Below are 12,612 nucleotides of genomic sequence, written 5' to 3' on the forward strand. Positions count from 1 at the left end.
GTGATCCGCGTCAACCCCGGCTACGCCGCGCGGGCCGCCCGCCACTCCGGGGCCAGCATCGACCAGACCTCCAAGTCCAGCCGGACGCCCAGGTGTTCGGTGTGGGCGCGGAGGGTGCCGTCCAGCGTCATGCCCAGGCGCTCGGCGACCGCCCGGCTGCGCAGGTTGACCGTGCTGTTCCACCACTCGGCGCGGTACAGGCCGCGCTCCAGCAGCGCGTAGTCCAGCAGGTGGCGGACGGCCGTGGTGACCAGGCCGCGCCCCCGGGCGGCCGGCTCGCTCCACACGCCGATCTCGCACACCCCGCCCGGGGCGTCGAAGTTCACGAACATCACGCCGCCCACCAGCGTGCCGGCCAGCCAGATCCCGTATATCCGGCCGGTGTCCTCGGCCTGCTTGTCGGCGAACTTCCGCAGCGTGGCCCGGGCGGACTCCGGATCGGTGCTGCGGGTGGCCCACGGGATCCACGGGTCGATCCCGGCCCGGGCCCGGTCCATGTGCTCCAGGAACTCCCCGGACCGCCACGGTTCCAGCGGGCGGAGCTCGGCGTCCTCGGCGAGCGCTACGGCGTACATTCGGCATCCCTTCGGGCCACGAGGTGCGTACCACGCGAGGTACATAACAAACGTTGGGTATGTACCCTAGCGCGCATGACTCCACCCGCCAGGGGCGACCACGAAGCCCGCCGCCGGGACGTCTCGGAAGCCGTCCGGCGGGTCCTCGCCGAACGCGGCTTCGGCGGACTGACCCTGCGCGCCGTGGCCGCCGAACTCGGTGCCTCCACCGGCCTGCTCACCCACTACTTCCCCAGCAAGCGGGCCCTGGTCGCGCACGCGCTGGAGGTCCTCGACCGGCAGGCCCAGGACCGCCGCCGGCCCGCCACCGAGGCGGTCGGCGCCGCCCGCGGCCTGGTCGCGCTGCGCGCCGCCCTGCTCGACGTCCTGCCGCTGGACGCGGCCGCCGCCGCCGACAACCGGGTCTGGATCGGCTCCTGGGACGCCGCCCTCGGCGACGCCGGGCTCACCGCCGGGCACGCCGAGCGCTACCGCCGGGCCCGCCGCAGGATGGCCGAACTCTGCGCGGAGGCCCAGGAACTCGGCGAACTCCCGGCCGGCCGCCCGCCCGGCGACCAGGCCGCGCAGGCGCAGTCCTTCGCCCTCGGGCTGGTGGTGCAAGCGCTGTTCGCCCCGGAGGAGTTCCCGCCGGAGCGCCAACGCGCGCTGCTGGACGGGTTCCTGGCGGACCTGGCGACAGGGCGGCGGTAGCGCGCGGGGCGGGGTCGTCGGCCCCCCGGCTGGGCGGGCGGGGCGGGCGGGGCGGGAACCCCCGCGCCGGGGACGTCACGGCTCTGCAACTCCCCGGACGCGCCGCCGCCGTGCACCGGTACGGTCCCGACGTCCCTCCACCCGCTCCCGGGAGAGTTTCGCCATGCGGATCCGCACCGCCGCCGCCACCGTCCTGCTGCTCGCCGCCGCGACCGCGTGCAGCGGTTCGTCCAGCGGTTCGTCCAGCACCTCCCCGGCGGCGGCGTCCGCGCCGGCCGGGGACCCGCAGCAGTCGACGGGCGCCCCGGCGGCGGCCGGTGGTCTGCCGCCGGAGCCCGACGCGGCGACCGCCGCGCGGTACATCGCGGCGCTGAACGCCATCGACCCGGACATCGTCCACGGCAAGGAGGACACCGCGGTGTCCCGGGGCCGGGACGAGTGCTCGTCCATCGGTCAGGGCAAGGCGGACGACGAACTGGTCAAGCTGGCGCTCCAGAGGTTCACCAGCCCGACCCACCCGCAGGGGTTCGGCCCCGGGGCGGCCGTGCGGATCCTGGACGCGGTGCGCACCCACCTCTGCCCGGCGCCCTGAGTCCGGACGCCCGGGACCGCGGGCCGCGGGCAACGGCTGCGCCCGTCGTCGGCCGGGGCGGTCGGACGATATCCGCCGTGCGTGCGGAAGGGGTGGGCTTGGCCGGTATTTTGCCTGGTCAGTGGCGAGGGGCGCCCCCAGCAGGATTCGAACCTGCGACCTACCGCTTAGAAGGCGGGTGCTCTATCCGCTGAGCTATGGGGGCCGGGGTGCTGACGTCGGCCCGCTTGCCGGGCCTGGGCCGGGACGGGATGTTCCGGGACAGGATACGGGTGTTCAGTTCCGCCCCCTGGACTTCGAAGACCGGACCGGGGTGTGTCGGCCTCCGCGGGGCGGTCCGATAATCGCAGGTAGTGCCGGGGAGTGCAGCGGTCTACCGGCTCTCGGTGCGGGACGTTGTGCAGTCGTTACGGGCCTGCAACCTCACCCGTTATGGATTCGGCGGGGGGCAATCGCCCGGACGGGCCCGCGGGTGGGGGCGGGTTTAGGGGTTCCATCGGTCGGATGACATGGACGGGGCGAGCGGTCGGCCACCCGTTCGTGGTTTCGCCGGTGGCCCGCGGGTGGCCGCGGGGTGTGCGGGCGGCGACCGGAGGGGGCGGGCGGATCCTTGTCGTGCGCACGGCATTGAAATGGTCGATTTCTGACGGAAAAGGCCGTGAATTCACTCGGGTGAGTGAGCCCGGTTTTCCACAGGCCGGGGTTTTCCCCAGGCGCGGAGAAGGAGCTGGTGCGCATTTCCCGGAAGGCGGAGGATCTTTCCCGGCGGAGATTCCGCCGGGAAAGATCACCGGTCGCCGCGGCCGGGAACGGAGGAGCCGGAATGGACGAGGCCCTGGTGACGATGGTCGGGAACGCCGCGTCGGGCGTGACGTACCGGGAGACGGCGGGCGGGGTGTCGGTGGCGAACTTCCGGTTCGCCGCGCGGGAGCGCCGCTACGACCGCGAGCGCGGCGACTGGACGGACGGCGGGACGACCTGGGTGACGGTGGTGGCCTGGCGGCGGCTCGCGGTCAACGTGGTCAGCTCGGTGAACAAGGGCGACCCGCTGCTGGTGAGCGGGCGGCTGCGGGTGCGCGAGTGGGAGCAGGAGGGCGGCCGGCGGGTGGAGGTGGAGATCGACGCCCGTGCGGTCGGCCACGACCTGTCCCGGGGGACGTCCGCCTTCCGGCGCGGCCTGGAGGGCAAGTCCGCCCCGGCGGCGGACGGTTCGCCGGTGGACGACCGTCCGCGGGCGGAGGTCGGGCCGCGGGCGGTGCGGCTGGTGGAGGAGGCCGTTCCGGACTGGATCGTGGCGGCGGTCGCGGCCCGGCGCCGGGCGGAGGAGGCCGGGCCGGTCGGTGGGGCGGCCGGGGAGGGAGGTGCTGATGTGGCGCAGGAAGTTCTGAACTGACCGAATCGGGGCACTTCTTGGACCGGTGGGTGCAATCATGATTGCCGCGGTGGCGCCCCGTGGCTTTATGTCGATACATCAACTGGTCTGGATGATCAGCTCTTTGGTAACAGAACAGCCACGATATCGTCCTGATTCGCTACGGCCCTGGAGCGGCGGGGCCGCCCTCATAGGATGCGTCGGGTCCACACACGTGCAGCGGTGCCACAGGGGGTGCCGCTTTGCCAGGGGCGGGTTGCCGATGGCACGTCGCCGCCCGAAGGGATCCCACATGTTCCACAAGCAGGGGCGGGCCGTTTCCCGCGTCGTTGCTGTCATGCTCGCGTCCGGTCTGACGGTCGGCTCTGGCCTGTTCGCGGCCGGTGCGGCGTCCGCGGCCGGCGGCACCTCGGACGTGACGGCGAAGATCACGCAGGGATCGAAAGAGGACGAGCAGGAGCCCATCAGCTACCTCGACCCCGAGAAGCACATCTGGATCAAGGGCAATGCCGGCCCCTTCTTCATCAAGATCGGCGGCGCCGACCCCGCACTGCCGGTCTACTGCATCGACCTGCTCCAGCCCGCCAGTTGGGACGCCACCTACCACGAGACCGACTGGAACTCCAGCTCGCTCCAGGACAACCCCGGCGCCGGGCCCAAGATCCTCTGGATACTCCAGCACTCCTTCCCCGCCGTGGGCGCCGACGCGCTGAGCGCCGCCTCGGGCGTCAAGGGGCTCAGCAAGGCCGACGCCGCGGCCGGCACCCAGGTCGCCATCTGGTCCTTCTCGGACCCGAACGTCCAGGTCAAGCAGGAGGACAAGGAGGCCAAGGCGTTCACCGAGTGGCTGATCGCCCAGGCCAACCAGAACGGCAAGGGCGAGGAGCCCAAGCCGACCCTCACCCTGGACCCGACCTCGGTCGGCGGCAAGTCCGGCACCACCCTGGGCCCGATCACCGTCGCGGCCGGGGGCGGCACCGCCGCGGTCTCCGTGGCCCTGGACGACAAGGGCACCGCCGCCAAGGTGACCCTGGTCGACGACAAGGGCGACGCCGTCAAGAACGTGAAGTCCGGCGACAAGGTCTACGCCAAGGTCCCGGCCGGAGCCCCCGCCGGCAGCGCCTCCATCACGGCCTCGGGCACCGCCACCTCGTCCGTCGGCCGCGCCTTCGTCGGCCGGATCGACGGCAAGCCCAGCCAGACGCTGATCCTGGCCGGCCACGGCACCGTCCCGGTCTCCGCCAAGGCCGCCATCAGCTGGGGCCTCGGCGCGGTGCCGACCGCCGACGCCGTGGTCGACTGCGCCAAGGGCGCCCTGGTGGTCACCCTCGGCAACAAGGGCGACAAGGACGCGGCCTTCAAGGTGGCGGGCAAGGACTACACGGTCAAGCCGGGCGGCACCCAGACCGTGACCCTGCCGGTCAAGGAGGACGAGAAGTACGACTTCACCGTCACCGGCCCCGAAGGCTTCTCCAAGCAGTTCACCGGTCTGCTGAACTGCAAGACCGACAGCGCCACCCAGTCCCCGGCGCCGTCCACCGGCACCCCGACCCCGGCCCCGACCACCCCGGCCCCGTCGGCCAGTCCGACCGGCCCCGAGCTCGCCTCCACCGGTGGCGGCATGGGCGCCGGCCTGACCGCCGCCATGGCCGGCGTGCTGGTCGTCGCGGGCGGCGCCGCGGTCTACGGCCTGCGCCGCCGCGGCCGCCACAGCCGCGCCTCCTGAACCACGAGCTGAACCCCCGCGCCCGGCCCCCGCGCCGGGCGCGGGGGAACGGCCCCGCCTCCCGGGACAGGGGGGCGGGGCCGTTCGCGTACCGGGAGCCCGCAGCCGGCCGCCCGGGGCCGACCGGGCGCCCACCAGGGCGTTCGGGGCCGCCTTGGCCTTACGGCACAATGGAAGGCTGCAAGCCGATTACTCACGACGACGCCGGAGCGATCTCAACGTGGCGGAATACATCTACACCATGCGCAAGGTGCGCAAGGCACACGGCGACAAGGTCATCCTTGACGACGTGACGCTCAGCTTCCTCCCCGGGGCGAAGATCGGCGTCGTCGGCCCCAACGGCGCCGGCAAGTCGACCGTGCTGCGGATGATGGCGGGCCTCGACCAGCCCTCCAACGGCGACGCCTTCCTCTCGCCGGGCTTCACCGTCGGCATGCTCCAGCAGGAGCCCCCGCTCGACGAGTCCAAGACGGTCCTGGAGAACGTCCAGGACGGCGTCAAGGAGATCAAGGCCAAGCTCGACCGGTTCAACGAGATCGCCGAGCTGATGGCGACCGACTACTCCGACGAGCTGCTCGCCGAGATGGGCACCCTCCAGGAGGACCTGGACCACGCCAACGCCTGGGACCTCGACGTCCAGCTGGAGCAGGCCATGGACGCGCTGGGCTGCCCGCCCGGCGACTGGCCGGTCACCAAGCTCTCCGGCGGCGAGAAGCGCCGCGTCGCGCTCTGCAAGCTGCTGCTGGAGCAGCCCGACCTGCTGCTGCTCGACGAGCCCACCAACCACCTGGACGCCGAGTCGGTGAACTGGCTGGAGCAGCACCTGGAGAAGTACCCCGGCACCGTCGTCGCCGTCACCCACGACCGGTACTTCCTGGACAACGTCGCCGAGTGGATCCTCGAACTCGACCGCGGCCGCGCCTACCCGTACGAGGGCAACTACTCCACCTACCTGGAGACCAAGCAGACCCGTCTCAAGGTCGAGGGCCAGAAGGACGCCAAGCGCGCCAAGCGGCTCAAGGAAGAGCTGGAGTGGGTCCGCTCCAACGCCAAGGGCCGCCAGGCCAAGTCCAAGGCCCGCCTCGCCCGGTACGAGGAGATGGCGGCCGAGGCCGACAAGATGCGGAAGCTGGACTTCGAGGAGATCCAGATCCCGCCGGGCCCGCGCCTGGGCAGCGTCGTCATCGAGGTCGAGGACCTGCACAAGGCCTTCGGCGAGAAGGTCCTGATCGACGGCCTCAGCTTCACCCTGCCGCGCAACGGCATCGTCGGCGTGATCGGCCCCAACGGCGCCGGCAAGACCACCCTGTTCAAGATGCTCCAGGACCTGGAGACCCCGGACAGCGGCAAGGTCAAGGTCGGCGAGACCGTCAAGATCAGCTACGTCGACCAGACCCGCTCCAACATCGACCCGAAGAAGACCCTGTGGGAGGTCGTCTCCGACGGCCTCGACTGGATCAACGTCGGCCAGGTCGAGATGCCGTCCCGGGCCTACGTGTCCGCGTTCGGCTTCAAGGGCCCGGACCAGCAGAAGCCGGCCGGGGTGCTCTCCGGCGGTGAGCGCAACCGCCTCAACCTGGCGCTGACCCTCAAGCAGGGCGGCAACCTGCTGCTCCTCGACGAGCCGACCAACGACCTCGACGTCGAGACCCTGTCCTCGCTGGAGAACGCGCTGCTGGAGTTCCCCGGCTGCGCCGTGGTCATCTCCCACGACCGCTGGTTCCTGGACCGGGTGGCCACCCACATCCTCGCCTACGAGGGCGAGAGCAAGTGGTTCTGGTTCGAGGGCAACTTCGAGTCCTACGAGAAGAACAAGATCGAGCGCCTCGGCGCCGACGCGGCCCGCCCGCACCGCGCCAGCTACAAGAAGCTGACCCGCGACTGACACCCGGGCCGACCCCCGGGCGCCACACCGGTCCGGCGGCCCGCCCCCCGCGGGCGGGCCGCCGGACCGCGGCCCGTAGGCTGCCTACGGGTACCTACGGGTACGGAGAAATTCGAGGAGAACACCGTGGCTCGCCACATCTACGCCTGCCCCCTGCGGTGGTCCGACATGGACGCCTTCGGACACGTCAACAACGTGGTCTTCCTGCGCTACCTGGAGGAGGCCCGGATCGACTTCATGTTCACCCAGGCCGCCGAGGCCGGGGCCGGGGAGTTCGCGGGCGGCTCGGTGGTGGCGCGGCACGAGATCGACTACAAGCGCCCGCTGGTGCACCGCCCCGAGCCGGTCACCATCGAGACCTGGGTGACCAGGATCGGCGGCGCCTCGCTGACCGTCTCCTACGAGATCAAGGACGTCGCCGAGGACGGCACCGAGACGGTGTACGTCACCGCCTCCACCGTGGTCGTCCCCTACGACCTCGCCGAGGCCCGGCCGCGCCGGATCAGCCCGGTCGAACGGGAGTTCCTGAGCCGGTTCACCGAGGAGCAGCCGGCCGGCTGCGCCGCCTGACCGGACTCTCCTCGCACCGCTGAAGAAACGAGCTGAACCCCGGTGACCGTGCGGACCACCCGACTCGACCTCGCCGACCCGCGGGAGGGCGCCGACCTGGCCGCCTTCCTCGGCCGGCTGCTGCGCTTCGACCGCGCCGCGGCCGTCCGGCTGCAGGCCGTGCCGGGCGCCGGCGGCGGCGTGCTCGCGGTGTTCGGACGGCTGCCGCTCGGCGGGGCCGCGGTGCTCGCGGTGCGCACCGTGCGGCTGGCCGGACTCGACGCGGCCGCCGACCTGACCGTCTCGGCCGGCCAGCTGCTGGAGTCGGTGGACGAGGAGGGCGCCGCGCTCGCCCTGCCCGCCCCGGTCACCGGCCCGTCCTGGGCCGGGCTGCTCCCGCCGCGCTCCGGCTGGCAGCCGCTCGGGCAGCCCCCCGTCGACCGGGTGGTGGGCGAAGTGCTCGCCGCCGTCGAGGAGTTCAAGCGCCGCACCGCCGAGGTGCCGGACCACCACCGCACCCGGCAGGCGGTCGACGCGATCGCCGACGAGATCTGGTCCCGGCCGCTGGGCGCCGCCGAGGGCCTGCCGCTGCGGGCCGCGCACGCCGCCCACGCGATCGGGTTCCTACGGCCCGGCGCCCGCTGGCCGCGTACCGGGCCGGTGCCTGGCTGCGGCTGGACGCGCCCGCCGGGTCCGTCGCGCTGCGCACCGCCGCCGCGCCCGGCGTCGGCCTGGGCCTCAGCCCGCTGCGCTGAGCGGCCCGCGTCGGGTCGGCAGTGCGGCCCGGCCGGCCCGGCCGTCCGCCCCGGGGCCGGCCCGCCCGGTCTCAGCCCGCGGTGTTGACCATCGAGGCGGCGGCGTACGTCATGTAGTTCCACAGCTCGCGGTCGGCCTCGGCGGGCAGCGCCAGCTCGTCCAGGGCGGCGCGCATGTGCTTCAGCCAGGCGTCGTGCGCGGCCCGGTCGACCTTGAACGGGGCGTGCCGCATCCGCAGCCGCGGGTGGCCGCGGCGCTCGCTGTAGGTGCGCGGGCCGCCCCAGTACTGCATCAGGAACAGCGCGAAGCGCTCCTCGGCCGGGCCGAGGTCCTCCTCCGGGTACATCGGGCGCAGCAGCTCGTCCTGGGCGACACCCCGGTAGAAGAGGTGGACCAGCCTGCGGAAGGTCGCCTCGCCGCCGACCTGGTCGTAGAAGGTCTCCTCGGGTGCGGTGGTGGTCTCTCGCCCGGTGTCAGTCACCCGTCCATGGTCGCAGACGCCGACGAGGGCCGTACACCGGGACTTCCGGCGTACGACCCCCGTCCCGGGGCGGTCGCGGCTACGCGTCGTCCCAGTTGAAGAAGCGCCACGCGACGGCGCACAGCACCGCGGTGAAGCCCAGCAGGATGCCCATCGCGGGCAGCGCCTCGGCGAGGCCGCCGCCCTGGCTGAGCACCGACTTCGCCGGGACGATCAGGTAGCGCAGCGGCAGCGCCCGGGAGACGTCCTGCAGCCAGCTCGGGGCGAAGTCCAGCGGGATGAACGCGCCGCCGAGGAAGGACATCGGCAGGATGATCAGCTGGTTCATGCCGTTGGCCGACTCCTCGGTCTTCGCCAGCGAACCGGTGACCAGGCCGATCGACATGAACGCCAGGGTGGCGCAGACCACCAGCGGCAGCACCAGCCACCAGTTGCCGGTCAGCTTGAGCCCGAAGTAGTCGATCTGCGCGACCAGCAGGAACAGCGCGGTCTGGGCGAGCGCGACCAGCACGCTGACCAGCACCCGGGCGCCGACGATGGTGCCCGCCGAGATGGGCGCCAGCCGCAGTCGGCGCAGCACCCGGCTCTTGCGCCAGGTCACCAGGGTGAAGGAGGCGCCGTAGACCGCGCCCATGGCGACGGCGTAGGCGAGCAGGCCCGGGGTCAGGTACTGGATCGGCTTGGTGGAGTCGTCCTCGACCTTGGCCGCGTCCAAGGTGTACTTCGGGGGGGTGTTCGAGGCCGCCTGGTTGGCGCTCTGCACCACGGAGTCGACGATGCCCTGCACGGTGCCGGCCTTGACCTGGTCGGCCTGGCTGAAGCGGAGCACCAGGGTGCCGTCCGGCCGCTGCGTCACCAGGCCGTCCAGGTCGCCCTTCCGGACCTTGGCGAGGGCGTCGTCCTCGCTCAGGCCGGTGGTGATCTCCAGCGCGTCCAGCGCGCCCCCGGCCCGGGTGCGGGCGTCGTCCAGCACCTTGACCTGGCCGACCTCGGCGACCTTGACGTGGGTGCTGCCGCCGCCCTTGTAGAGGACGCCGAACAGCAGCAGGAACATCAGCGGCAGCGCCAGGGTGAAGAACAGCGTGCCCTTGTCGCGGACGAAGCCCAGCAGCATCACCCGGGACAGGCCGACGAAGGCGTTGCCCTTCTCCCCGTCGCGGGCGGGGCCCGCGGCCGGTCCGGCACCCGGGGCCCGGGTCGGTTCGGTGGCGGTCATGCCCGGTACTCCCGTCCGGTCAGCTGGAGGAAGACGTCCTCCAGGGTGGCGCCGCGGACCTCCAGGCCGCGCAGCGCGTTCTGCTCGGCCAGCACGGCCAGGACCGGCCCGGGCTCGGCGGTGGACAGCGCCAGCGTGACGCCGTCGTCCTCCAGGTTGGCGTGCACCGCGCCCGCGGCGGTCAGCAGTTCGCGGGCCCGGTCGACGGTCAGCTGCCCGGACTCGATCCGGACTCGGACGGTGTCGTCGATCTCGCGGACCAGCGCGGCGGGGGCGCCGGTCCTCAGCACCTTGCCGTGGTCCATCACCGAGACGCGGTCGCAGAGCACCTCGGCCTCGTCCAGGTAGTGCGTGGTGAGGACCACGGTGCGGCCCTCGCCGTTGATGTCGCGCAGCAGGTCCCACAGGTTGCGGCGGGCCTGCGGGTCGAGGCCGGTGGTCGGCTCGTCCAGGAACACCAGCTCCGGGTCGTGCACCAGCGCGCAGGCGATGGACAGCCGCTGGGCCTGGCCGCCGGACATCTTGGTGGTCAGCACGCCCGCGGACTCGGTCAGGCCGACCCGCTCCAGCATCGCGTCGGCCGCCCGGGCACCGATGCCGTAGAAGGAGGCGAAGGTGCGGATGGTCTCGCGCGCGGTCAGCTTGGCGAAGAAGGCGGAGGCCTGGAACTGCACGCCCATCCTCGGCAGCAGTTTCGGGTTGCGCGGCCACGGCGACAGGCCGAGGATCTCGACCCGCCCCTCGTCGGCCTCCCGGATGCCCTCCAGGATCTCCAAGGTGGTGGTCTTGCCGGCCCCGTTCGGCCCGAGCAGACCGTAGAACTCGCCAGTCGCGACGGAGAGTGACACCCCGTCGACGGCCTGGACATCCCCGTACCGCTTCCGGATCCCGTCCGCGGTTATTGCTTCACTCATGGGGCGAAGCGTAGGGTCTCCGGCCCTTCCCACGGGCGCTTTTGTGCGAATTCTGAGCGTTCCGCGTCAGGCCGTGAACGGGATTGGCCCGCGGCGGGGAGCCGGGCTCCCCGGCCGCGGGCCGGTGGTGACGCAGGGTCAGTCGCCGCGTCGTCAGGCCAGGTGCACCGTGATGGTGGTCCAGGCGCCGACGTGGATCCGGTCGCCGTCGTTCAGCGGGATCGCGGTGTGCGGCGGCAGGGTGTCCGGGCTGCCGTTCATGGTGGTGCCGTTGGTGGAGTCCTGGTCGACCACCACCCAGCTGCCGTCCGGCTGTTCGGCCAGCAGCGCGTGGTGGTGCGAGGCGCCCGGGTCCTCCGGGGAGGCCGACAGGTCGATCTCCGGCACGGTGCCGCGCTGCTGGCTGCGCCGGCCGATCCGCAGCTGGCCGCGGCCGGTCAGCTGGATCCGCCGCTCGGCGGTGTACTGCGGGAAGTACAGCCCCGCCGCCTCCGGGCCGCTGCGGGTCATCATGTCGGTGAAGTAGTCGTGGTCGGGCGCCACCACGGCGAACCAGGTGGCCCGCTGCTGCGGCGCGCCGCCCTGCTGCTGCCCCGGCGGGGTGAGCCGGAACGACGTCCCCGAATCCGGGCCGGACTGCGGCGCTCGGCCCGGCCCGCCGGCGGACGGCTCGGCGTACACCGGGCCGGTGCGCTCGTAGTCGACGTCCGGGAAGCCGGACGCCGGGGGCTTCTCGAAGGACGGCGCGGACGGGGCGGCCTGCGCGGCCGGGTAGCCCGGCTGCTCGTACGGCGACTGCTGCTGCGGCTGCGGCGGCTGGGGGCGCTCGTACGGGGACTGCTGCGGGTGCTCGTACGGCGACTGCGGCGCGTGCGGCTGGCGCTGCTGCGGCTGCTCGTACGGGGCCCGCTGCTGGGGCTGCTCGTACGGCGACTGCTGCTGCGGGGCCTGCGGGCGCTCGTACGGCGGCGGGGCCGGGGGCTCGAACGCGGGCGGGGCGGCCGGGCGCGGCGGCGGCCGGCGGGAAGCCGTAGCCCTGCTGCGGGGGCCGCTGGCCCTGCGGCGGCGCGGGCGGCGGCTGGTGGCCGAGCGGGCCGGACGCGGCGCCCGGCGGGCGGGCGNAGGTGGCCAGGTTGTAGTCGTAGCCGCACTCCTCGCAGTACCGGCCGCTCTGCGGGCTGCGGCAGATCGGGCAGGTCACCAGGCCGGTGGTGGGCGCGGGCGGCGGCGGGGCGCCGTACGGGCCGGGCGCACCGGGCGCGCCCGCGGCGGCCCGGTGGGGTGCCGCTGGGCGGGGTCGGGGTGCGGCGCGGCTCGAAGTAGCCGCCACCGCCGTCCGGCGGGTAGCCGGACGAGGTGTACGGGGGCGGGCCGGGCGGGCCCGGGGGCGGCGCGGCGGGCCCGCCCGGGTGCCCCTGGGCACCGGGGTGTCCCTGGGCACCGGGGTGTCCCTGGGCGCCGGGCTGGGCCGGGCCGTTCGGGAAGCCGGGGATCGCCAGGCCGGGCGGCGGCGTCATCGGGAAGCCGCAGTAGTCGCACCAGTCCTCGGCCTGTGACTCGTGTCCCCTAGGGCAGATCGGCATCAGGTCCCCACTCCAGCAGGTTCGGGTCCGGCGGGTGTCCGGCTCACTTCTTCACGCGCACGGTCTTGGTCGACCGGGTCTCGAGTCTCATCGAGTCGGCCTCGCTCACGTCCTTACGGAACCGAACGGTACCCTCCCGCTCGTCGACCACGTCCACCACCTTCCGCCGCAGCTTGAGGGTGCCCCCGTTGCCGCTGCCGTACGCCAGTCCGACGGCGGCGCCCGGTCGGGCGCTCGCCCGTGCCGCGTCACCGGCCCGGTGGACCGCCGGGG

At 73.2% G+C, this 12,612-nt stretch carries 11 protein-coding genes, 1 tRNA gene and 2 pseudogenes; 7 read left to right on the forward strand and 7 right to left on the reverse strand.

From position 1 onward, the window contains the following. Positions 1–20: 20 nt before the first annotated feature. Positions 21–575, reverse strand: coding sequence for a GNAT family N-acetyltransferase (locus HUT16_RS25385; protein ID WP_176190365.1), 555 nt, complete (start codon positions 573–575; stop codon positions 21–23). A 75-nt stretch (positions 576–650) separates the two neighbouring features. Between HUT16_RS25385 and HUT16_RS25390 the strand changes: the two genes are divergently transcribed. Together HUT16_RS25390 and HUT16_RS25395 are read left to right on the forward strand one after the other, a co-directional pair. After that, positions 651–1,265 (forward strand): TetR/AcrR family transcriptional regulator, encoded by a 615-nt coding sequence (locus HUT16_RS25390; RefSeq protein ID WP_176190366.1) that lies wholly within the window; start codon positions 651–653, stop codon positions 1,263–1,265. 163 nt (positions 1,266–1,428) lie between these two features. After that, entirely contained in the window at positions 1,429–1,857 is a 429-nt protein-coding gene (locus HUT16_RS25395) for a DUF732 domain-containing protein (protein ID WP_254897983.1), read from the forward strand. 132 nt (positions 1,858–1,989) lie between these two features. Here HUT16_RS25395 and HUT16_RS25400 read toward each other — a convergent pair. Then, positions 1,990–2,062 (reverse strand) — tRNA-Arg (locus HUT16_RS25400). Between the two features lie 618 nt (positions 2,063–2,680). Between HUT16_RS25400 and HUT16_RS25405 the strand changes: the two genes are divergently transcribed. The 5 genes and pseudogenes from HUT16_RS25405 to HUT16_RS25425 all read left to right on the forward strand — a co-directional run bounded on the left by HUT16_RS25405 (position 2,681) and on the right by HUT16_RS25425 (position 8,144). Next, positions 2,681–3,250, forward strand: a complete 570-nt coding sequence (locus HUT16_RS25405) for a single-stranded DNA-binding protein (RefSeq protein ID WP_176190367.1) — start codon at positions 2,681–2,683, stop codon at positions 3,248–3,250. Between the two features lie 316 nt (positions 3,251–3,566). Next, the gene (locus tag HUT16_RS25410; RefSeq protein WP_176190368.1) at positions 3,567–4,955 is read left to right on the forward strand and encodes a Cys-Gln thioester bond-forming surface protein; all 1,389 of its coding nucleotides are present in this window, start codon (positions 3,567–3,569) and stop codon (positions 4,953–4,955) included. A gap of 220 nt (positions 4,956–5,175) precedes the next feature. Continuing rightward, positions 5,176–6,840, forward strand: coding sequence for an energy-dependent translational throttle protein EttA (gene ettA, locus HUT16_RS25415; protein WP_176190369.1), 1,665 nt, complete (start codon positions 5,176–5,178; stop codon positions 6,838–6,840). A gap of 126 nt (positions 6,841–6,966) precedes the next feature. Continuing rightward, positions 6,967–7,410, forward strand: a complete 444-nt coding sequence (locus tag HUT16_RS25420; protein WP_176190370.1) for a thioesterase family protein — start codon at positions 6,967–6,969, stop codon at positions 7,408–7,410. A gap of 42 nt (positions 7,411–7,452) precedes the next feature. Then, a pseudogene (locus HUT16_RS25425) lies at positions 7,453–8,144 on the forward strand (hypothetical protein). A gap of 71 nt (positions 8,145–8,215) precedes the next feature. Here HUT16_RS25425 and HUT16_RS25430 read toward each other — a convergent pair. The 5 genes and pseudogenes from HUT16_RS25430 to HUT16_RS25450 all read right to left on the reverse strand — a co-directional run. Next, positions 8,216–8,626, reverse strand: a complete 411-nt coding sequence (locus HUT16_RS25430) for a globin (RefSeq protein WP_176190371.1) — start codon at positions 8,624–8,626, stop codon at positions 8,216–8,218. Between the two features lie 79 nt (positions 8,627–8,705). Further along, the gene (locus tag HUT16_RS25435) at positions 8,706–9,842 is read right to left on the reverse strand and encodes an ABC transporter permease (RefSeq protein WP_176190372.1); all 1,137 of its coding nucleotides are present in this window, start codon (positions 9,840–9,842) and stop codon (positions 8,706–8,708) included. Continuing rightward, positions 9,839–10,756: an ABC transporter ATP-binding protein gene (locus tag HUT16_RS25440; RefSeq protein WP_176190373.1), complete on the reverse strand. Its 918-nt coding sequence runs from the start codon at positions 10,754–10,756 to the stop codon at positions 9,839–9,841. Before HUT16_RS25440 ends, HUT16_RS25435 begins: the two co-directional genes overlap by 4 nt. A gap of 153 nt (positions 10,757–10,909) precedes the next feature. Beyond that, positions 10,910–11,437 carry an FHA domain-containing protein gene (locus HUT16_RS25445; protein WP_254897984.1) on the reverse strand — a complete coding sequence of 176 codons (528 nt, stop codon included), beginning with the start codon at positions 11,435–11,437 and terminating at the stop codon, positions 10,910–10,912. Positions 11,438–12,382: 945 nt separating this feature from the next. Further along, positions 12,383–12,604: pseudogene (locus tag HUT16_RS25450) on the reverse strand (hypothetical protein); the annotation flags it as partial. Positions 12,605–12,612 lie beyond the last annotated feature (8 nt).

This window comes from Kitasatospora sp. NA04385 (genome assembly GCF_013364235.1).
In the GTDB taxonomy this organism is placed as follows: Bacteria; Actinomycetota; Actinomycetes; order Streptomycetales; family Streptomycetaceae; genus Kitasatospora.

What these genes read in the sequence shown, in the direction of transcription:
- HUT16_RS25385 (WP_176190365.1), bottom strand. Translation starts at nt 575, where the DNA reads ATGTACGCCGTAGCGCTCGCCGAGGACGCCGAGCTCCGCCCGCTGGAA.
- HUT16_RS25390 (WP_176190366.1), top strand. Translation starts at nt 651, where the DNA reads ATGACTCCACCCGCCAGGGGCGACCACGAAGCCCGCCGCCGGGACGTC.
- HUT16_RS25395 (WP_254897983.1), top strand. Translation starts at nt 1,429, where the DNA reads ATGCGGATCCGCACCGCCGCCGCCACCGTCCTGCTGCTCGCCGCCGCG.
- HUT16_RS25405 (WP_176190367.1), top strand. Translation starts at nt 2,681, where the DNA reads ATGGACGAGGCCCTGGTGACGATGGTCGGGAACGCCGCGTCGGGCGTG.
- HUT16_RS25410 (WP_176190368.1), top strand. Translation starts at nt 3,567, where the DNA reads ATGCTCGCGTCCGGTCTGACGGTCGGCTCTGGCCTGTTCGCGGCCGGT.
- HUT16_RS25435 (WP_176190372.1), bottom strand. Translation starts at nt 9,842, where the DNA reads ATGACCGCCACCGAACCGACCCGGGCCCCGGGTGCCGGACCGGCCGCG.
- HUT16_RS25440 (WP_176190373.1), bottom strand. Translation starts at nt 10,756, where the DNA reads ATGAGTGAAGCAATAACCGCGGACGGGATCCGGAAGCGGTACGGGGAT.